General features: G+C 38.6%; 20 protein-coding genes. 6 read left to right on the top strand and 14 right to left on the bottom strand.

All coding sequences use genetic code 11. The features are described 5' to 3' along the window. Positions 1-125 precede the first annotated feature (125 nt). The gene (locus CYJ36_RS04070) at positions 126-482 is read left to right on the top strand and encodes a YugN family protein (RefSeq protein ID WP_101565042.1); all 357 of its coding nucleotides are present in this window, start codon (positions 126-128) and stop codon (positions 480-482) included. A gap of 301 nt (positions 483-783) precedes the next feature. Next, on the top strand, positions 784-1,842 hold the full coding sequence (ytvI, locus tag CYJ36_RS04065; protein ID WP_101565040.1) for a sporulation integral membrane protein YtvI: 1,059 nt from the start codon (positions 784-786) through the stop codon (positions 1,840-1,842). 230 nt (positions 1,843-2,072) lie between these two features. On the opposite strand, the gene CYJ36_RS04060 is transcribed toward ytvI, so the two are convergent. The 8 genes from CYJ36_RS04060 to cyoE all read right to left on the bottom strand — a co-directional run bounded on the left by CYJ36_RS04060 (position 2,073) and on the right by cyoE (position 9,423). After that, positions 2,073-2,582 carry a GNAT family N-acetyltransferase gene (locus CYJ36_RS04060; RefSeq protein ID WP_180850066.1) on the bottom strand — a complete coding sequence of 170 codons (510 nt, stop codon included), beginning with the start codon at positions 2,580-2,582 and terminating at the stop codon, positions 2,073-2,075. A gap of 139 nt (positions 2,583-2,721) precedes the next feature. Next, entirely contained in the window at positions 2,722-3,183 is a 462-nt protein-coding gene (locus CYJ36_RS04055) for a DUF420 domain-containing protein (protein ID WP_101565036.1), read from the bottom strand. Between the two features lie 73 nt (positions 3,184-3,256). Then, entirely contained in the window at positions 3,257-4,162 is a 906-nt protein-coding gene (gene ctaG, locus CYJ36_RS04050; RefSeq protein ID WP_224773302.1) for a cytochrome c oxidase assembly factor CtaG, read from the bottom strand. A 287-nt stretch (positions 4,163-4,449) separates the two neighbouring features. Further along, positions 4,450-4,782 (bottom strand): cytochrome c oxidase subunit IVB, encoded by a 333-nt coding sequence (ctaF, locus tag CYJ36_RS04045; protein WP_101565032.1) that lies wholly within the window; start codon positions 4,780-4,782, stop codon positions 4,450-4,452. 4 nt (positions 4,783-4,786) lie between these two features. After that, complete coding sequence (ctaE, locus tag CYJ36_RS04040; protein WP_101565031.1) at positions 4,787-5,410, bottom strand: cytochrome c oxidase subunit III; 624 nt, start codon at positions 5,408-5,410, stop codon at positions 4,787-4,789. Next, on the bottom strand, positions 5,410-7,281 hold the full coding sequence (gene ctaD, locus CYJ36_RS04035; RefSeq protein ID WP_101565028.1) for a cytochrome c oxidase subunit I: 1,872 nt from the start codon (positions 7,279-7,281) through the stop codon (positions 5,410-5,412). The genes ctaE and ctaD overlap by 1 nt, the downstream gene beginning before the upstream one ends. Positions 7,282-7,314: 33 nt before the next feature. Beyond that, entirely contained in the window at positions 7,315-8,394 is a 1,080-nt protein-coding gene (gene coxB / locus CYJ36_RS04030; RefSeq protein ID WP_101565026.1) for a cytochrome c oxidase subunit II, read from the bottom strand. Positions 8,395-8,493: 99 nt separating this feature from the next. Next, entirely contained in the window at positions 8,494-9,423 is a 930-nt protein-coding gene (cyoE, locus tag CYJ36_RS04025; protein ID WP_101565024.1) for a heme o synthase, read from the bottom strand. Between the two features lie 512 nt (positions 9,424-9,935). Between cyoE and CYJ36_RS04020 the strand changes: the two genes are divergently transcribed. Beyond that, complete coding sequence (locus tag CYJ36_RS04020; RefSeq protein ID WP_101565022.1) at positions 9,936-10,877, top strand: COX15/CtaA family protein; 942 nt, start codon at positions 9,936-9,938, stop codon at positions 10,875-10,877. A gap of 470 nt (positions 10,878-11,347) precedes the next feature. On the opposite strand, the gene pyc is transcribed toward CYJ36_RS04020, so the two are convergent. From pyc to glsA, 4 genes are all read right to left on the bottom strand, one after another. Beyond that, entirely contained in the window at positions 11,348-14,791 is a 3,444-nt protein-coding gene (gene pyc, locus CYJ36_RS04015) for a pyruvate carboxylase (protein ID WP_101565020.1), read from the bottom strand. Between the two features lie 79 nt (positions 14,792-14,870). After that, a complete protein-coding gene (locus CYJ36_RS04010) occupies positions 14,871-16,070 on the bottom strand; it encodes an FtsW/RodA/SpoVE family cell cycle protein (protein ID WP_101565018.1) in 1,200 nt (399 codons plus the stop codon). A 401-nt stretch (positions 16,071-16,471) separates the two neighbouring features. Further along, on the bottom strand, positions 16,472-16,753 hold the full coding sequence (locus tag CYJ36_RS04005; RefSeq protein ID WP_101565016.1) for a YlaN family protein: 282 nt from the start codon (positions 16,751-16,753) through the stop codon (positions 16,472-16,474). A gap of 123 nt (positions 16,754-16,876) precedes the next feature. Next, positions 16,877-17,806, bottom strand: a complete 930-nt coding sequence (glsA, locus tag CYJ36_RS04000; RefSeq protein WP_101565014.1) for a glutaminase A — start codon at positions 17,804-17,806, stop codon at positions 16,877-16,879. A gap of 119 nt (positions 17,807-17,925) precedes the next feature. On the opposite strand from glsA, the gene CYJ36_RS03995 reads away from it, so the two are divergent. Beyond that, complete coding sequence (locus tag CYJ36_RS03995; RefSeq protein WP_101565012.1) at positions 17,926-18,420, top strand: hypothetical protein; 495 nt, start codon at positions 17,926-17,928, stop codon at positions 18,418-18,420. A 112-nt stretch (positions 18,421-18,532) separates the two neighbouring features. Here the strand turns inward: CYJ36_RS03995 and CYJ36_RS03990 are convergent, their stop codons facing one another. Further along, complete coding sequence (locus CYJ36_RS03990) at positions 18,533-19,861, bottom strand: PhoH family protein (protein WP_101565010.1); 1,329 nt, start codon at positions 19,859-19,861, stop codon at positions 18,533-18,535. Positions 19,862-20,032: 171 nt separating this feature from the next. Between CYJ36_RS03990 and CYJ36_RS03985 the strand changes: the two genes are divergently transcribed. After that, the gene (locus CYJ36_RS03985) at positions 20,033-20,641 is read left to right on the top strand and encodes a YhcN/YlaJ family sporulation lipoprotein (RefSeq protein WP_101565008.1); all 609 of its coding nucleotides are present in this window, start codon (positions 20,033-20,035) and stop codon (positions 20,639-20,641) included. A gap of 85 nt (positions 20,642-20,726) precedes the next feature. Here CYJ36_RS03985 and CYJ36_RS03980 read toward each other — a convergent pair whose 3' ends face one another. Further along, entirely contained in the window at positions 20,727-21,182 is a 456-nt protein-coding gene (locus tag CYJ36_RS03980; RefSeq protein WP_101565006.1) for a pyridoxamine 5'-phosphate oxidase family protein, read from the bottom strand. A gap of 128 nt (positions 21,183-21,310) precedes the next feature. Between CYJ36_RS03980 and CYJ36_RS03975 the strand changes: the two genes are divergently transcribed. Further along, entirely contained in the window at positions 21,311-21,511 is a 201-nt protein-coding gene (locus CYJ36_RS03975) for a YlaI family protein (protein WP_101565004.1), read from the top strand. Positions 21,512-21,535 lie beyond the last annotated feature (24 nt).

The following is a 21,535-nucleotide window of genomic DNA, read 5'->3' as shown; positions in this document are numbered from 1 at the left end:
GATAAAGATGTAAAATATCAGGTAAAGATTGAAAGTTGAATGCTTTCGTACTATGATTGAAGTGGAGTTCATTAAAGCGCTTTAATAATGAAAATGCCGATTAGGTTTTTAGGAGGGAATACATAATGAAATTTGAAAACACTGGACTAGATGGACTTACAGTAGAACTATCCAGACTGGATGAAATTATGGATGAGCTTGGTATTGTCCGCGCCGGTCAATGGGATTACGAACGAGTTACATATGATCGTAAGTTTGAAAATAAGGGCGATGTTTATTACTTGCGCATTCCTGGATATGCGGTAGAGGGTGATGTAGGTGCAAAACATGCACTTGTTAAATTAATGACACCGCTGCTAGGAAAACATTACTATCCGCATGGTGTTGAATATGGAGAAGGTGAAAACTTCCCTAATTCTGTCTTAACCTCAAGTCAGACTCTGCTTAAACAATTGAAAGAAGAAATCGGACGCATTGTCTGATGAAGTGTGCAAAAGCAGTTATGCTTTTGCTTTTTTTATTTATAAGCAATTGTTAGTTTTCCATTTGAATATCCAGGATCAACCCCCGTTTCAAAAGAAGTGTACGTAATCTTAGGAGAAATCGGTATTAGTCTATTTTCGAATAACAACAATTAATGCGAAAACAGTCTTTTATTAGTACTAATACTGGCAAAGGCGCATACTCTTTATTTTCATTTGAAAATATTTCTGAAACATCTTTATATACCCGTACTTTCGTACTATAATTTAAGCAGAAACCGGTTTTGAAAGGAGCAAGCGATTGTCGGCCATTGTCAATAAAAGAAATCTCCTCATTATCTTTTCTATTATTATCATCGGAATCATTGTTTTCTTTTTACTTCCAATTTCCATTCCGCTAATCATGGCTTTTATTACAGCGTTATTATTGGAGCCCCTTGTCAGGCTATTTCACAATCGCATGAAGCTGCAGAGAAAAATGGCAGTATTGCTGTCGTTTCTGATTTTTCTGTTCACCATCACGATCATCGGCTATTTTATTACGACTAAAGTAGTCGGAGAAGCCATCAGCACGATAGAAAATGCACCATTATACATAAATGAAATAACAAATGCCTGGAACCATTTCGAGGATAAAATAACGAACTCTGCAAAGGATCTTCCGCCTGAGTTTGTAAGAGAAATAAGCAGTCAGGTCGAGGAATTTCTTGAAAAGACAAAAACAGATTTAGCAAGTTCCATTAATATAGAAAATGTTAAAAGAATCTTTACGAATATTCCTAATTACATGGTAAATATGCTGGTTTATTTAATTGCACTTTTTCTCTTTATGATTGAGCTGCCGTCACTCAAAGTTCGAATGTATGCTCATATGACCGAAAACACAGCTCAAAAAGTAAATTTTATGATTACTCGCATGTCTTTTGTTATTTTTGGCTTTGCAAAAGCACAATTTTTGGTCAGTATTAGTATCTTTGTCGCCTCTTTAATTGGGCTCCTCCTGATTGCACCGGAAATTGCCCTGGTTATGTCGGTGATTATTTGGCTAATTGATGTCATACCAATCATCGGATCCATTATTATAATGGGGCCATGGACACTCTATCACCTAATTTCAGGTGATCCAGTCCAAGCGGCAAAGCTTGGTATATTGACTGTCATCTTATTAATTATAAGACGTACCATTGAACCGAAAGTGATGGGAAGCCATATTGGTTTATCCCCTCTCGCCACCCTTATCTCAATGTACCTTGGTCTGAAATTATTCGGTGTGCTTGGATTTTTCATCGGACCCATAATCTTAATTGTGTATAACTCAGCGAGAGAAGCAGGCATTATCCGTTATACATTTAAATTGTAAAAAGAAAAAATAAGCAGGGACTAAACTGATTAATTTCAGTTGCCTCCCTGCTTATTTTTCCAAAAGAATATTGGAATAGCTGCAGATCTAGGCTTTGTTATTATGTCTATCAAAGGGTTGTACACTTTTCTCTTTTAAAATATCGTATCCTATAAAATAAAAGGATTGCGATAAGTTTGATGCTTAATCATCTAACCCTTTTTTCAGTGCTGATCATAGATTCTCATTCGCTAGGCTTTCTTTTTAAGTTCCCAGGATAAAAAGATATCCTCTTTTTTTGTGCAGATCATCCCTAGTTTTTCAAACAGCCGAATCGATTTTTTATTTTGATCAATGCACTCCATGCTGATCTGTGAAACAGACTTCTCTCCTGTAAGCCACTCTATCACAGCGTCGATTGCTTCATAGGTCAAGCTTTCTTCTTCATTTGCTTCGTGGATATTGTAGCATAGCTGTACACCGCCATGCTTATCCGGCATCCCCTGCAGGAACAAATCTCCTACAATCCGTTTTTCATGATATAAAATGATAAGCCATAAACCCCATCCATATTCTTTTTCATTTTGTTCCAGTTTTTCAATATAGAGAGGAAGCATTCCCTTGACAGCTGTTGAAGGCCAATTTGCAGGAATTCCAATCGGGGAGCGGCTTTCCAGTTCTTTACGATGAAAGACCAATGACTTTGCGATATCAAGAGAACACGGAATGATTAATAACCGATCTGTTACAATTTCAATCATCCTACAGTCACTCCCTTTCATTAACCGGTCTGATACTTACATTTTATGGCCTTTCTTCACGTCCTATACTTAAAGATATATAAAGAAACACAAAAAAGGTGATATAGAATATAGTTTTCTATAACACCTTCTTAAACATTCAGTATCCTAAAATGGCTCGAACCACCGAAGTTGTTTCTCCGCCCCTATAAAGTACATATAGAAGTATGTAGACTGCGACCCCGGTAATAGCTGTGAAAAACCAGATAATACTCGTAATAGGCCCGATCTTTCGATGCTTTGAAAGATTATTTTTATAGCCTGATATCAAGGTAATGATTCCAAAAACTGCACCGGTAGTTGCTAGAGTAATATGAAAAATCAAGAAAATCGTATAATAAACTTTAATACTATCAGGTCCGCCAAATGCTGTATTTCCTACAAAAATCGTTCTCGATGCATACACAGCAAAGAAAATAATTGCAAAAACGGCAGCTATAGTCATAGCCTTCTGATGAGCTTCTATTTTACGTTGCTTAATTAAATACCAGCCAATAGCAACAGCAGCAGCACTTAAAACAATAAATGCTGTGCTAATAGTAGGTAATATAGGTACGTTCATTTTTGCAGCTCCTAAAAAAATATAAATTGTACTGTAACTAAGGTTAAAAACATATGAAATCGTTCAGTGGCACTTATTCAATCGGCTGCGGAGAAAAGCTTTTTCGAGCTTCAAGATTATCCCGCTCTCTTTCCTGGCGTGCCCATTTAAAGAAGATAATGCCAAGCAGACTTCCATATACAAACTCCTGAATGATTTTCATCATGATTCCGCCAAGCTGCTGATCTTCAACAAGCGGTAAAGTATTAAACATTTCAGGACCTGTCAAATTCAGCCCTGCTAACATATCTGCAGGTACACATAATTCAAGGGCACTGACCCATGCGCTTGGATCGGCATACGTAGCATACAATGGCGTATCAGCAAAAATAATGAGTGCACACGCTGGTGTTAATAACATGCCGTTTGCAAATATATATCCGATCTTTTTAATTCCCCCAAGCTCCTTCCATTCAGGCAGGTCATTTAACAATGGCCACCACATGAGCATTGCCGCGATAAAAATAAAGACAGTTACTGCAGCATGAAGCAGATGATCTGTTTTAACAACGTCAAACACAAGCGGAATATGGTACAGAGAGAATATTCCGTTAAAAACGATTAAAGCAATTAATGGCTTAGATAAAAAGGTTACGATTTGTTTGACTCCCCGCACGAAAATAAGGGCTCTCCACAACCATGAAGGAATCCCAAAAATGATTAGCGGCGGAATCAGCAAATATAATATGGCCATTTGAGTCATATGTGCGCTGAACATTAAATGACCCATTAAATCAAGCGGACTGCCTTTCACAGCGTATAAAAGAATTATACTGCTGACAAATAAAGCTTTCTGTTTAAACGAGACAGGCTGGCTATCATGAAATCGATTTCGAAACGGTCCGATCAGTAAAAAATATATGCCAAGAATGACTGCTGTAAACAGAAAGAAATAAGGGCTCCACATTGCTCGAAAACCAAACATCTCTAAATTTAACAATGAGTTCATCTCCTATTTCTGCTTTAACTCCTGCAAACTATTATACACTTACATTGAAGCGCTATCAATGAACGTTCTATGACATTAGATATGCAGAATGACAAAGTGAGAACAGATCCTTTCTAAAGACTGATTTCGCTTAGAATGCTGTCTTTTAAGCATTCGTATTCTATTCTAAAGAATTCTTGAAATTCAGCCTACGATAAGGATTGAAAAACAATCATGTTTTACAGTAGGGCTTTATAAAAGAAAGACAAAAAAAATCGGCTGCAAGAGCCGATTTTTTATTACCACCAAATAATTGTTACAAATGTAAGTACGGTCAGAAATGCTACACCGATTCCAGAGTACAGGAAAAGCGCTGGCATTTCATGTCCTTTATGACTCATATGCATAAAGTAATAAAGCTGGAAAATGACCTGGACGACAGCAAGCAAGAGAATAAATGGAATTTTAAACCATTCTGCAATGCCATCATATCCAATTGTTACAAAAGCTATGATCGTTAAGAAAATCATTAACGCAAATGTAACAACTTGATATTTCATGTCTTCTTTATTTTTCTTGCGGCGATACGCAAGATCAACTTTTGGGTTACCTGAATTTTGATTAGCTGCCATCAGTTTATCCCACCATTCCCATTAAGTATACAACTGTAAAGATAAACACCCATACAACGTCGATAAAATGCCAGTAAAGGCTAGCAACGTAATATTTTGGTGCGTTGTATAAGTTTAATCCTCGTTTTGCATTGCGGATCATTAACGTCGTGATCCAAAGTAAACCAAATGCAACGTGAGCTCCATGTGTTCCGACTAATGTGTAAAAAGCGGATCCCAAAGCACTGCTTGTAATTGTAAATTCAAAATGATGAACATAGTGATTGAACTCATAAATTTCAAGAGCAAGGAACCCAGCTCCTAACAGAACAGTAATTCCCATCCAAAGCTGCATTTTTCCAAACTGGAAGTTCTTCATGTGATACATGGCGTAAACACTTGTTAAAGAACTCGTTAATAAAAGCATCGTTGCTGCAAAAACAAGCGGAAGTTCAAACATTTCCTGAGTTGTCGCTCCGCCATTGTTTGAATCTCTTAACGCTAAAAAAGTTGCAAACAGAGAAGCAAATAATACAGTCTCTCCACCAAGAAACAGCCAAAAACCTAGAAATTTATTTTTACCTTCAAGGGTCGCCTTTTCAGGAGAGGCAGGAAATGTTTCAGCTGTCAATTTTTCCTCAACATGCATTATGCCTTTACCCCCTTATCGTTATCATCATTCACTAAATCTTCTTTATGAATATGATAACCATGATCATCAATGATTGAACGAAGGAACATGCTTCCTAACGTAATTAGGAAACCGATAATGATAACAGGAAGTCCCCATGCGAAATCTTCACGATACAATAAGCCGAACGCTGAAACAAAAAGTCCGAAAGACATGATCAGCGGAAGAATCGATCCGTTAGGCATATGGATGTCTCCAAGCGGTTCAGCAGGAGTCATTCCTTTATTTCCTTCCATTCTTTCAACCCATAAAGCATCAAGACCGCGAACAAGCGGTGTTTGTTTAAAGTTATATTCAGGTGCAGGTGATGAAACAGCCCATTCCAGGTTGCGTCCGTCTCCCCATGCATCTGCTGCTGCTCTTTCCCCTTTAATAGATGAAATCACAATATTATAGAGTAAAACAATTGTGCCTGCAGCCATTAAGAATGCCCCGATTGTACTGATAAAGTTCCCCATCTCAAGGCCCTGCCCAGGAAGAAATGTAAAGATACGTCTTGGCATACCCATTAATCCTAAGAAATGCTGGATGAAGAACGTTAAATGGAAGCCTGTAAAGAATAAAACAAACGTTACAATGCCAAGTTTTTCATTCAGCATTCTGCCAAACATTTTTGGCCACCAGTAATGCAGACCAGCAAATAGACCCATGATAACTCCGCCTACGATAACATAGTGGAAATGCGCAACTACGAAATATGTATCATGGTACTGGTAATCAGTAGGTGCAGCTGCAAGCATGATTCCAGTTACTCCACCCATTACAAATGTTGGAATGAATGCAACAGACCAAATCATTGGTACAGTGAAACGAATACTTCCGCCCCACATCGTAAACATCCAGTTGAAGATTTTAATACCCGTCGGCACGGCTATCGCCATCGTTGCAACCGCGAAAATTGCATTTGCAATTGGTCCCAGTCCAGTAGTGAACATGTGATGCGCCCAAACCATGAATCCTAAAAATCCGATTAACACAGTTGCGAATACCATCGAAGAATATCCAAAGAGACGCTTTTTAGAAAAGTGAGGCAGGATATCTGAGAAAATTCCGAATGCAGGAAGAATTAAGATATATACCTCAGGATGTCCGAAGATCCAGAATAAATGCTCCCAGATAATCGAATTTCCCCCAACATCAGGATTGAAAAATCCTGTTCCGAATAAGCGGTCAAACATCATTATTGCTAAACCAACAGTTAGTGGAGGAAAAGCAAATAAGATAAGTGCTGAAGCAACAAATGTTGTCCAAGTGAACAGCGGCATGCGCATATAAGTCATACCAGGTGCACGCATATTGATAATCGTTGCCAGGAAGTTAATCCCCGCAATCAGCGTACCAAATCCTGAGATCTGCAATCCAAGCAAATAGAAGTCTACCCCATGACCTGGAGAGTTCAATGCAAGGGAAGCATAATTTGTCCAGCCTGCATCTGGTGCACCATTTAAAAACCAGCTTAGATTTAAGAAAAGTCCTCCAAAGAAAAACAGCCAGAACCCTAAAGAGTTCAAAAATGGAAATGCAACATCGCGCGCTCCAATTTGAATCGGCACAACCGCATTCATAAATCCAAAAATGAGCGGCATAGCTGCAAGGAAAATCATTGTCGTTCCATGCATAGTTAAAATCTCGTTGTAAAGACCAGCTGCGATAAAATCGTTGTCTGGCACAGCGAGCTGAATTCTGATAAGCATCGCTTCCAATCCACCTGCGAGGAAGAAGAAGCCGCCGGAGATCAGGTAAAGGATGGCGATTTTTTTATGGTCTACTGTTGTTAAGTAATCCCAAATCACAGCGCCTAACCCCTTTTTCTGAGTTAACGTACTCACAGTGTTACCTCCCTTTTATTCTGTTAAGACATCTTATTGAGCTTCAACCTTTAAGCCACTTAAGTACTCAGTCAGTGCATCAAGTTCCTCATCGTTTAGCTCAGGATACGTTTTTGTCATTTTGTTTCCTGGTTTGTATTGTTCAGGATCTTTTAGCCACTCTCTGATATTTTCTTCATTATGTGGTAAAATCCCCGCTACCCGTGAACGCTCTCCAAAGTTAGCTAAGTTTGGTGCTGTTCTGGCTTGTTCAGGACGCTTGTCTGCAGGTGTTACTGCGTGACAGCCGATACAGCTTTTTTCCTGGAACAATTGCTCGCCTTGTTTAGCTAAGTCTGAATCTGCAACCGCTTTAGCGTTTTTCATTTCTTCAAGCCATTGATCAAATTCCTCGCGGGATTTTGTTTTCACTTTAAAATCCATTAAAGCATGAGATGGGCCGCAAAGCTCAGCACATTTCCCATAAAAATATTCTCCAGCTTCTTCAGCTCGTTTACTGTCGAAATTGAGCCAGAACTGATTCGTATTTTCTGTGTTTGTATCCATTTTGCCGCCTGCAGACGGAACCCAGAATGAATGCTTCACATCAGAAGCAACTAGATTAAAGTAAACCCTTTCATCTGATGGTACGACTAAATCCTGACTCGTAATGACCCCATAGTCTGGATATTCGAATTCCCACCAATAAAGATTTGCCCTGACATTTACCACAATCGCATCTTCAGGTTTACGGTCTTTTTTATCCATCGGTTTCACATCTGCAAGTTCAAATGTAGCAGATACAACTGGAACCGCTAACACAAGTAGTAAAAGAATAGGAATAACAGTCCAAATGATTTCAAGTTTATGACTTCCCTCTACTTGCTCAGGAATTTTATTTTCCTCACCTTTGCGCTGTCTGAATTTCACAACTACATAAATGAAGATCACAGTGACGACTGCGATGACAATGACCATGATGAGTGTACTCAGCACCATTAATGAGTACTGCATATCCGCAACTTCACCAGCTGGTTGAAGAGCGGAAAGATATGGTTCACCACAGCCGGCTAGGACAAGTGTCAACATTGCAAAAATGGCAACGAGACGAAATTTTGTCAGCCTCTTTTCCATAGCTTAATCAAACCCCTCTTTCAGTAAATTAATCCCCGCAATTAACACGGAAATTGATAATTCCTTCTATATAAATTCCTAAAAGAAAGAATTTCTAACCTAGTTGATCGTGAAAAGTACCATCGCCACAAAAAGGATCGTTAAGTAATTAAGTGAATAAATAAACATCCACTTCGCCCATTTCAGATCATCCTTCATTTTCATGCCTGATAGAGCAAGCACGAGCCATCCTATGTTTAATATAGTTGCCAAAATAATGAAAGGAACCCCTAGCTGAAATAAATAAAATGGCAAAGGAAGAAGACATGCAACCCAGACCATCATTTGCCTTTTTGTAATGGCAAATCCATGGATAACAGGAAGCATGGGAATTCCTGCTGCCCGGTACTCTTCTACTCTTTTCATCGCGAGTGCAAGAAAGTGCGGAGGCTGCCATATGAACATAATCATAAACAGCACCCATGCGGTCACACTAAGGTTCCCGTCAATTGCAGCCCAGCCGATTAGCGGCGGCACTGCACCGGATATACTTCCTACAACCGTATTAATGGTATATTGACGCTTTGTCCACATTGTATAAAAGAAGACGTATGTAATTACGCCGACCAACCCAATTAATGTAGCCGTGACTGTCGTCATCAGCAGTAAAATAAAACCGAATGTAAGCAATAAAATACCAATCCACAAAGCCTGAATTGGGACCATTTTGCCTGTAACTGTCGGTCTTGTTTTTGTTCTTTCCATGATATGATCGATATCACGGTCGTAATAATTATTGATTGCGCATGAGCCGGCAATAATTAAAGCGGAACCAAATAAAACAAACAAAACGCTGTCTATATTTTGCAGGAAGCTTTGTCCTGTAAAATGCAATGCCAGCCACAATCCAGTAAAAGTCGTAATCATATTAGAATTGACAATCCCCATTTTAATAAGACTTAAAAAGTCTTTGAGAGCTGTCGTATCATGGATGTCTTGAGGCCGATTTTCTGTAAGCTGCTTTTCTGATAAGGTCCTTGAATCAGGCATCTTATGAGACCTCCTTTTCAATGCAAATCTATGTAATAGGTGCCGGCGTGAACTTTTTTCACTACTGACATCATACTAAATAAAACAATTTTTACAAAATGCTCCTTCTTGATATTAAACCATAATCAGACAATGTTTTGTGAACAAATTATGAAGAAGTTATGTCGAAATTGTGAAGCAGATCTTAACCGCCGGCTAATCGATTGAAAAGAAGTCCATTCACTGATACTCTAACAAATGATGGCATAACTTTTTGACCACGATAACATTCTATCATAACTATTAGAAAATTTTTATAGAATATGGAATCTTTTGCGAAAAAACATGAGCAATAGATTCATTCTTTTTATACCTTTTCAAAGTATCTGTTTTATTACTATAATAATAAGGGATACGTACTGACATATTATTTGCTGCTTGATCGACCGTTGTTTCTGTGCCATGAAATGCGGAATGCGCAGATTTTTGTCGATTCTGCTAAACATATTATTACAAATAAGAAGGTGAACATCTTGCAACGAGCATTAAAGTGGTTAGGCGTGCTCACAACAATCATCATGCTTTTCGTATTATTAGGAGGAGCATTAGTTACAAAAACAGAATCCGGAGCAGGATGCGGCGATTCATGGCCATTATGCCATGGTCAGCTTATTCCATCAGATATTACACCTGAACTGGTCATTGAGCTCAGTCACCGTGCTGTAAGCGGACTTGCCGGCATTTTCGTCCTTCTCTTAGCTGTTTCATCGTGGATTTTAATTGGATATAAACGAGAAACAAAATTTCTGGCAGGCGTGTCATTATTCTTTCTTATCCTGCAGGCATTGATCGGAGCTGCTGCAGTTAAGTGGGGGCAATCCGATGCCGTACTTGCTCTGCATTTCGGAATATCCTTAATATCATTTGCATCCGTTCTGCTGCTTACTCTTCTTATCTTTGAAGTTGATAAGAAATTCAATACAGAATCTCTGATTATTGATAAAAGAATGAAGTTCCATATGATCGGCATTATTTCTTACACTTACATTGTGGTTTATACAGGCGCATATGTAAGACATAAAGGAGCAAGTCTTGCATGTCCAAACTGGCCAATGTGCAGCAATAGACCATATGGGCTTCCTGCGACGCTTCACGAATGGATACAGATGGGCCATAGATTTGCAGCTGCGTTGATCTTTATATGGATTGCAGTCGCAGCATATACAGCTATTAAACACTACAAACATCAAAGAGTCGTTTATTATGGCTGGATGATTGCATTTACACTTGTTTCATTACAAGTCATATCTGGAGCGTTAGTAGTACTGACTGGTTTAAATTTGTCTGTCGCACTTGCTCATGCATTAATCATTTCTTGCTTATTCGGAGTCCTGAGCTATTTTATTTTGCTGCTCAGCAGAAATAAAATGAACCGTCAGGCCCATTCATCAAAAGGAAATAAAAAAGCTATGTAGACTGAGAGAGAGGCGTCCAATCGCCCCTCTTTCTTTTTTTAGGTTCTTTTCGTACACATTGCTGCTATAGCTAGTCGGCAAAAAATCGGTTTTTTGATTTTTTATTATATTTGCGGCGTCCAAATTCAAATTTGAGGAAAAGAGCAAGACCGAGAACTTTGTTCATTAGTAATAACCATTCGCAAAGTATCAATCATTGAGAACATAATTCTTTTTATATTTTTTAAACATCTCGCTGTGGTCTATTGATGGAAGCGGACAATCTTTTCCGATATTCCAATTAGCAGCAAGCAGTGCATTTGTGTTGAGAATTGTTTCATTGATAAACCAGCCATGTAAACTGATAAATCTTCTATTTACACTGATAAATTTAAATAACTAATTTTCACCCATATAAAAAATCCCCCTTGCCTATCAGGCAAAGGGGATTTTCCAGTATTCTTGTTAAAAACGGCAGCATAATCCTATTTTTAAAGACTTAATTCTATCAGCAAGTCACCCGTTTGAATGGCTTCCCCATTTGATACATGAATGTCTTTAATCGTTCCTGAGAATGGAGCTTGGACTGTTGTTTCCATTTTCATTGCTTCTGTTAACAGCAGATGGTCACCCTTGCTGACTTTTTCGCCTTTTTCAACGAGTACTTTTATTACTGTACCAGGCATTGTAGCTCCAATATGGTCTTTGTTGCTTTTATCAGCTTTCATTTTTGCAGTAACGGTCGCTTTAATATTTTCATCTCTGATAACTACCTCACGAGGCTGTCCATTTAATTCAAAATACACAACTCGAGTTCCATCAGGCTGAGGCTCTCCGATTGACACAAGCTTCACAATTAATGTTTTCCCTTGCTCAATCTCAACTTCAATTTCTTCTCCGAGTCTCATACCATATAAAAATGTCGGTGTATCCAATACAGAGATATCTCCATATTGTTCAAATGTTTTTGCATAGTCCATAAATACTTTTGGATAAAGAGCATGAGCTATTGCATCAAAGCTTGTAACCTGCCTGTTTAAGCTTTGGAAAAGCTCTTCTTTCAGTGCGTTAAAATTGATTGGCTCCAGCAATTCTCCTGGCCTTACTGAAATAGGTTCACGGCCTTTTAAAATAATGCGCTGAAGTTCTTTCGGGAATCCGCCATGAGGCTGTCCAAGGTACCCTTCAAACAATTCTATAACTGAGTCTGGGAAATCAAGTGTTTCCCCGCGGTCGTAGATATCATCTTCAATCAGGTTATTTTGGACCATAAAGAGTGCCATGTCTCCAACCACTTTCGATGATGGCGTCACTTTTACTAAATCTCCAAACATATCGTTTACACGTCGGTACATTTCCTTTACTTCGTTCCAGCGATCATCCAGTCCAACCGCTTTTGCCTGCTGCTGCAGGTTGCTGTATTGTCCGCCCGGCATCTCATGCATGTACACTTCAGAATGAGGTGAATTCATACCGCTCTCAAAATCTTGATAGTAGTGGCGTACCCCCTCCCAATATTGGGAAAGCTGTTCTAAAGCTTCGATATCAACTTTTGGACTATGTTTCATTCCCTGCATAGCATGATATAGAGAGTTTGCACTCGGCTGAGATGTTAATCCAGACATGGAGCTCACAGCTACATCCACAACATCCACTCCAGCTTCAATCGCTTTTGCATAAGTGAAAATACCGTTCCCGCTTGTATCATGTGTATGCAAGTGGATTGGAATTGAGATTGTTTCCTTTAATGCCGATATTAATTCATAGGCAGCCTGAGGTTTAAGCAAACCGGCCATATCTTTTATACCTAAAATATGTGAGCCGGATTCTTCTAATTCTTTTGCCAAATTTTTATAATACTCTAAATTATATTTACGTCGTGTTGGATCTAAAATATCTCCTGTATAGCAAATGGCAGCTTCGGCAATTTTATTTGAATTTCTTACGGCTTCAATTGCCGGACGCATTCCTTCAACCCAGTTCAGGCTGTCAAAAATACGGAAGACATCAATTCCCGCGTGGGAAGATTTTTCAACGAATTCCTCTATTACATTGTCAGGATAGTTTTTATACCCTACTGCGTTAGATGCTCTAAGGAGCATTTGCAGCAAAACATTAGGAACCTGCTGTCTTACTGTTAATAATCGGTCCCATGGATCCTCTTTCAAGAATCTGTATGCAACATCAAATGTTGCTCCGCCCCACATTTCAAGCGAAAACAAGTTTGGAAGCAGTCTTGCAGTCGGCTCTGCAATATGTTTAATGTCAGTAGTCCGCAAGCGTGTCGCCAGCAATGACTGATGTGCGTCACGGAATGTTGTATCCGTAAGCAGCACTTCGTTTTGAGCATTCAGCCATTTGACAAGACCTTCTGGACCTTGCTCATCAAGGATTTGCTTTGTTCCGTTTTGAATAGGCTCAGAATATTTTACCTTTGGAACGAACGGCTTATCAAAGACTGGCTTCTTTTTCTTCCCAATGCCAGGGAACCCGTTGACTGTAACATTTCCAATATAGGAAAGCATTTTCGAACCGCGGTCTTTTCTTTTTGGAAACACGAATAGCTCTGGCGATGAATCAATGAATGATGTATCATATTCGCCTGACATGAATTTTTCATGCTTAATTACATTTTCCAGGAATGGAATATTGGTTTTGATCCCTCTAATACGGAATTCTCTTAAGTTTCTGATCATTTTTGCTGCAGCCTGCTCAAAGGTAAGCGCCTGAGTCGAAAGCTTAACAAGCAAGGAATCATAATGCGGTGTAATAACAGCGCCCTGGAAACCGTTTCCAGCATCAAGCCTTACTCCAAATCCGCCGCCTGAGCGATACGCCATGATTTTCCCTGTATCCGGCATAAAGTTATTCAATGGATCTTCTGTCGTAACACGGGATTGAATCGCATAGCCTGTTACCCTGATTTGATCCTGGGCTGGAATTCCAATGTTTTTCCCATGAAGCTTATATCCTTGTGCAACCATGATTTGAGTTTGAACGATGTCAATACCTGTCACCATTTCCGTAATGGTATGCTCTACTTGAACTCGAGGGTTGACTTCGATAAAGAAAAATTCACCGCCTGCAACTAAAAACTCAACGGTTCCTGCATTTACATAGTCAACTTTTTCCATTAGTTTAACAGCTGCATCACAAATTTCCTGTCTGAGCTTTTCGTTGACAGAAACACTTGGAGCAACTTCAACAACTTTTTGATGACGCCTTTGAACGGAACAATCACGTTCAAATAAATGAATTATATTGCCGTGTTCATCACCAAGGATCTGCACTTCGATGTGTTTAGGATTTTCGATAAGCTTTTCTACATATACTTCATCATTTCCAAATGCGGCTTTAGCTTCTGATTTGGCACGTTCATATGATTCTTTCACACCAGCCTGGCTTCTGACAATTCTCATCCCCCGGCCGCCTCCGCCTAGAGAAGCCTTAATAATAAATGGATAGCCGTTCTCTTTTCCAAATTCAACAACCTCTTCAAGACTTTGAACAGGACCATTACTTCCAGGAATGACAGGGATCTCAGCCATTTCAGCCTGACGTCTGGCTTTTACTTTATCTCCAAACATATCAAGATGCTTCGATTTAGGACCAATAAATATGATTCCTTCATCTTCACACCGTCTTGCAAAATGGATATTCTCTGATAGGAACCCATATCCAGGGTGTATCGCATCAACATTATTTGCTTTTGCAATCTCAATAATGCCATCAATGTCTAAATATGCGTCGATTGGTTTTTTCCCTTCGCCGACTATGTATGCTTCATCTGCTTTATACCGATGAAATGAACCAGAGTCTTCTTTTGAATAAATAGCAACTGTCCGAATATTTAGCTCCGTGCAGGCACGGAATACTCGAATGGCAATTTCACCGCGGTTAGCTACAAGTATTTTCTGAATTTTTTTCTGCGACATAGGAAATCCCCCTTAGGCTTCATCATTTGCAATAATAAAAGTATAACACATTTATAATTAGTATAACACTTTTAATCTGTTAAATTGTTGCTGGACTGCCTGTACTTTCTCCTGCTGGTTTGGAATCAGATTTCTGATGTACAGCTCTAAATTTCACAAACATAGAAATATTGACAAGAATCCCTATGGAAAGCATTAAGAGAAGCATAGAAGATCCCCCATAGCTAATAAACGGCAGTGTAACACCAGTTATCGGCAATAATCCGGTTAACCCGCATACATTTATTGCGGTCTGAATACCTATCATACTTGAAACGCCAATCGCTAATAAGGTCCCAAACGCATCTTCACAATGTCTTGCAACTTGAAACCCTTTTAAAACAATAAATGCAAGCAAAACAAGGACGAAAAGAACTCCAAAAATCCCCAGCTCCTCTGAGATAATCGCTAAAATAAAGTCAGTGTGCGATTCAGGCAAATACCCATATTTCTGAACACTTTCCCCTAAACCAAGTCCTGTAAGTCCCCCAGAAGCAATCGCATAGTAGGAATTTATTAAATGAAACCCAGAGTCTCCCGCATCAGCAAACGGATCCATGAATCCTGCAAAACGGCTTATTCTCTCAGTTGTGAAAATCTTGTCCCACTTCAGCAAAAGCAATGGACTTATTGCTACAAGACATGCAGCACCAAGTATAATAAGCTTAAATATATTCTTCATGCCAAGTCCAGAGCAAATAACCATTGAAAGAGCGATCATCGCTATAATAGAAGCTGAACCAATATCAGGCTGCAAAATAATCAATATACAGATAAAACCTGTAAATATGATAGGAGGTAAAACCCCTCTTCCGAAGTGATTTATGTATGATTGTTTTTTTTCATAGACAGCTGCTAAATAAATGATGACACTCAGCTTCACAAATTCAGCAGGCTGGAGACTAAAACCAAACAGAGAAAACCATCCTCTAGCCCCGCCTTTAATCGATCCAAATACAAAAAGTGCAAGAAGCATTAATATGGAGACAAGCACAACACTTCTTATGAAAAATCGATTTAAATAAGCTCTGTATGGAAAAAACATCGTTATACAAAAGAATACAAGACCTAATGCAATAAAGATGGCCTGTCTTTGAAAAAAGTGATCACTTTCATAGTTCCACCTTGCAACTGCAGCTATCATACTTGAGCTGTACACCATCACAAGTCCAAAGCCGCACAAAAGAAGCATGGCAAGTATGAGTGAATAATCATATGATTTTAGTATTTTTTTTATCATTTTATCGCTTCCTATCCTAACAAGTTGCTGCATTCTCGGGTGAATTTATTTTCTAAGTAAGAAATTCGATATAAAAGCTGAAATTCCTTCTGTTATATCAAGGCACGCTTAATGTTAACCTACCTAAAGGCGGATAAACAAGTTAAAAAAGTATGTAGGTCTTTAGCTCTGTTCCCTATTATTTATAAATTCTGTAATTGCTTTGATTGTTGGATGGCGTATGAATTTTGCACACGCACTACGTTCTCGTCTGTGCTCTATTCCTCAAAAAGACAGGACTATCTCGGATCCTGTACATACTGAAAACCTAGATTTTTTAAGGCCTATCTATAGCAGCAATGTCCCGTAAAGAGTCTTTATAAAAAAACTCAAACTGTATCAAAACAGTTTGAGTTTTTTTATTATTTCTTTGTGAACGCTTCATGCAGAGCTGATAATTCTCTCTCAAGTGTATCTAGCAATGCTTTACCTTCGCGTTCATCGATAAGATTCAGCCTGACAGCAAAATCAATTTCTCTTGATAATCCAAACATTTGTGTATCTAAAACCTCTTCATAAAGAGGACATTGAGGCATCGTCAAATTGTCCATTTGGACTTGAATCAGCTTCATAATTTTATCAGCATCAGCCTTTAAAAGCGCAAGTGCTTTTTCTCGATGATCAATTGCAATCTCAGACGCCAATTGAACCCCTCCGTTCCCGAGCAATTACCCTAATCTATCTATTAATATTATAGGGAAAACAGTAAAAAATCAAGAAAAAACAAGACAGTCTTCCGAAGAGTATGAATCCAACTTTAAACAATATCAAAAAATACTTAATTCATACTTTTCTGATAATAAATGCAGCAGCTTTATGCCAGCTATACTATTTCCTTTTTCATCAAGTGAAGGTCCAAAAATTCCAATTCCAAAGTGATAAGGGACAATTCCCATTATCCCTCCAGATACACCGCTTTTAGCAGGTATGCCTACATTTATTGCAAATTCACCTGAAGCATTGTACATGCCGCATGTTACCATGAATGTTTTGCATATGCGGGCGATATCCTTTGGGATGATCTGCTTCTCTGTTTGGGGGTGCTTGCCGTCAAGAGCAAAAACCGCCCCTATTTTCGCCAGATCTAAACTGTGCATTTGTACGGCACATTGTTTTGAATATAAATCGATTAAATCATCTACTTGTCCATCTATAATTCCATCCTTTTTCATGAAATAGCATAGCGAACGGTTCAGCCATGCCGTCTCAAATTCAGAGGAAGCGATCTCCTGACATACTTTAATTTCTTTATTGAATGTTAATTCTTTTGTAAACTCTAAAAAACGGTTCAGCTTTTCTTCTTTGTCAGCTCCTTTGATCATGTTTGTAACAGCAAGTGCACCTGCATTAATCATCGGATTGAGAGGACGCTGTTTTTCATGTGTTTCAAGCTTTACGATTGAATTAAACGGATCTCCCGTAGGCTCCATCCCAACTTTATTAAACACATAAGAATGACCATGATCCATAAGAACGAGAGCAAGCGTAAGCACTTTGGAAATGCTTTGGAGGGTAAAGCTTTTTTCTATATCTCCTGCCGACATACAAGTATTTTCCACATGATAAATGGCGACCGATAAATCATCTTCTTCAGCTTTTGCGAGAGCAGGAATATAATCTGCAATCTTCCCTTTTTTTGTTTCTTGCCTTGCTATCTCCACAAGCTGTTCCAATTCCTCGTTTGTTTGACATGGCATTTTTCCGTTCACCTCTTTAGGGTAAGTTTGAGGTGTTAGTTTGCCCAATTGAACAGCATCCATGCCGCATGACAAAATCTCAGAAAGCGCTTATACTTTCTATGAAAGGGAGTGTAGCAATGGATTCAATCATCATGATCAAAGGAAATGTTGCCTTTCCAATAACGCTCGACCCGGGTGTATGGATTTTCGATGACAGAAAAGTCGATCTGACTGTATATTTTGAGGAAAACAAATTGGAAATCAATGAATTAGAAGAGTATACAAAGGCTGTATCAAAACATTGGGACAAGGAAATTAGAGAAGGGGCACAAATACCTTCAGAAAAAACAAAGAAGAGGTTTGAAAAAGAAAAAATCATAAACGGAACATTCGGTATTCCATTTCTTCCATTTTTAAAAAATGCAGAACCTTTACCTCATGCAAAGTATGTGGTTTTTAAAACGGAAAACGGCGAAATAAAAATGTCTTTGGAAGAAGCATCCACCGTTATCTTAGGATTCAGCAAAAACGGAAAACCATTATCCGATGAAGGTCCAGTCACTCTTTATTATGGAGATGGAAGCAATAAAGAAAATCCATTTGTTAAAACGAGAGAAATAATCATCGAGTAGTTGTTTAGATGGGGTGAAATTGTAAAAAAGCCGCTGATGAATCAGCGGCTTTTTTCATTGGGTTTTTATGTTTACGAAAAACTTCAGCATACACGAACACAGCATTTCATTATTACAGTAAGTCTGCAGCAAGCTGGGCTAAACCCGAACGTTCTCCTTTTACAAGCCTGACATGCCCTGCAATATTCTGGTCTTTAAATTTCTCTACTACATATGTCAGTCCATTGTTATATTCATCAAGGTATGGATGATCAATTTGTTCTGGATCTCCCATTAATACAATTTTGCTCTTTTCCCCAACTCTCGTCAAAATTGTCTTTACCTCATGCTTTGTTAGATTTTGCGCCTCATCAATAATGATGAACTGTTCAGGAATGCTTCTGCCGCGAATATAGGTTAACGCTTCAACTTCTATTGAACCCATTCCCGCCAAAATAGCATCAAGCTCTCCAGGTTTTTTTGCATTGAAAAGATACTCTAAATTATCATAAATCGGCTGCATCCACGGCCTTAATTTTTCCTGTTTTTCACCAGGCAAGTATCCGATATCTTTGCCGACAGGGACAATTGGCCTTGCGACAAGCAATTTCTTAAAGGACTTTAAATCCTCCGTTTGCATTAAACCTGCTGCTAAAGCGAGCAATGTTTTCCCTGTGCCTGCTTTTCCAATTAAAGTAACCAATGGCAGATCGTTGCGCAATAGAAGTTCCATTGCCATCGTCTGCTGCACATTTCTCGGACGGATTCCCCAAATATGATCATGGTCAAACACAAGCCGCTTCACTTTTTTACCCGATTTATCAACTGTTCCAATAGCAGATGCAGAACCGCCTAACGCATTTTTCATCACAACGAACTGATTTGGATAAAAAGGATGATTGGTAACTTCTGATAGAACCAATTCGTTTTTTTCGTAAAAACGGTTTAAATCATCTCCGTTTATATACAAATCAAGGTATCCTGTATAAATTCGATCAATTTCCACTACCCGATCACTGAGGAAATCCTCTGCAATCAAACCAATGGCATCCGCTTTTACTCTGACAAGCGTATCTTTGCTTACTAAAATAACAGGCCTTCCGTTTTCAGTGGTTTCTTCTTCAAGTGATAAATTTTTAGCAACTGCCAATATACGATTATCATTTGTTTTTTCTATAAAAATTTCCTGAAGTTCATGAAAGGAGCGATGATTCAACTCAATTCTTAAAAATCCTCCGCTTGGCAAAGGTATTTTTTCATGCAGCTTTCCAATCAGCCTTAGGCTATCAATCAGTTTGGAAACATGTCTTGCATTACGTCCTATTTCATCCATATACCGCTTTTTAGAATCGACCTCTTCAAGAACGACCGCGGGAATGACTACCTCGTTTTCTTCAAAAGAAAAAATGGAATTCGGATCTTGCAGTAAGACATTCGTATCCAAAACATAGATTTTACTCAACCTTCCGCCTCCTACCTAGTACCGGTTTTTATAGAATGTAGCACATATCGGTCATACAAAAATAATCAAGCTGTAATTGAAGCGTTGCTAAAATATATGAAATGGTGCATAAAGATAGAAGATTTATTAGACAATATTATTAAAAAGCATGACCTAAAAAGGAGTGATTTCATGCGTAAATATGGTTTCTTAGCACTGTTTTTTCTGCTGGCTCTGTCTGCATGCTCTACAAATGAAGGCTCACAAGGTGAAGCGCCTGATGAATACAATGGAAAACCGATCAATGTGGAAAACTCGATCAATGATCCTGTTCAAAAAAAATCAGGAGAGCAAATTTCAAGACGCCTTGTTGACCTTGCAGGCCGAGTACCAGGTGTAAATGATGTCAGCGCCGTTGTTCTTGGTAAATACGCAGTCGTAGGCATTGATGTTAATTCAAAGCTTGATCGAAACAAAGTCGAATCCATTAAATATGCTGTAGCTGAAAGCATTCAGCACGATCCATACGGAGCAAATGCCGTCATCATTGCTGATGCTGATACAACTGTCCGCTTACGCGAGATGGGCAAAGATCTTCAAGAAGGAAGACCTGTTGGTGGCATCCTTGATGAACTTGCAGCTATCGTAGGTCGGGTTATGCCAGAGATACCGAATGATATGCTCGATAACCAGGAAAATAAACCTACTGAACAAGATAAAGATCAATTGAATAACAATCAGCAAAAAGAACTTGACCGTGAACAAGAAGACCAATCAAAAAATCATTTAAAACAAAATTGAGAAAAAAAACAGTGACATATTGTTTCATTTTGAATAGGTGCTATGAGCAAAAAATATAAACGAAAAAAGCTTAGATTACATCTGTCTAAGCTTTTTTCATTGCTTCTAAAACCTGGCTGTCGAGCTTAGCAGCTGCTTTTTCATCATATGTTTTTTCATATGCTGGTTCAGAAGATATTTTTGAACCGTAAAACATAACATCTCTTACTTCTGAAATTTTCAGTTCAATAAGAGCCAGTTTTAGCGGAACAGATTCTAATTTTTCTATTTTTACGTGTGCATTTCCGTTAATGGAATATGTAGATTCATTCGCAAGCAAGGTAATAGCAGCAGCAGGATGCTTTTTAATGTTATCGGCAATGCGGGATCTGTTGTCGACTGCAAGGTAAACCCTTTCTTGATCAGGTGCATACACCCATGAAACGGCTGAAACATTCGGTGATCCAGTTTCATGATCTAGTGTTGTAAACAGTGCAAATCTTTCTTTTTGGAGATTGTCAAACAAAGGCTGAATCAATTTTGTTTCTACCTTATTAGCCATTTTCTTCCCTCCATTAAAGTTGTATAATGCTATCATACCTTTTTTTCTTTTTCCTTTCCAACAGTAAAACATATTTCTTTTGAAATAACCTGAAACGCAGAAAAAATATATGAATGATGAGGTGTCAAATGAGAGTAAAATGTGTTTTGTGCGATAAAGTAGAAACGATTGAAGATGAAACGCTGCAGGCAAAACGGCTTAGGAATCGCCCAATCCATACATACATGTGTGCTGAATGTGATAATCGCATTGAAAACCGGACAATAGAACGGGCAAATACAGGAAATTTCAGACTGTATCGAGATAAGAAAACAGAGGACAACTGGTAGTGCTTTTTAGAGGGGTTCTAGCAG

Source organism: Bacillus sp. UMB0893, assembly GCF_002858905.1.
Taxonomy (GTDB): Bacteria; Bacillota; Bacilli; order Bacillales; family Bacillaceae; genus Bacillus_P.
The sequence above is the reverse complement of the archived record's forward strand: the minus strand, read 5'-3'. Positions and strand labels throughout refer to the sequence as shown.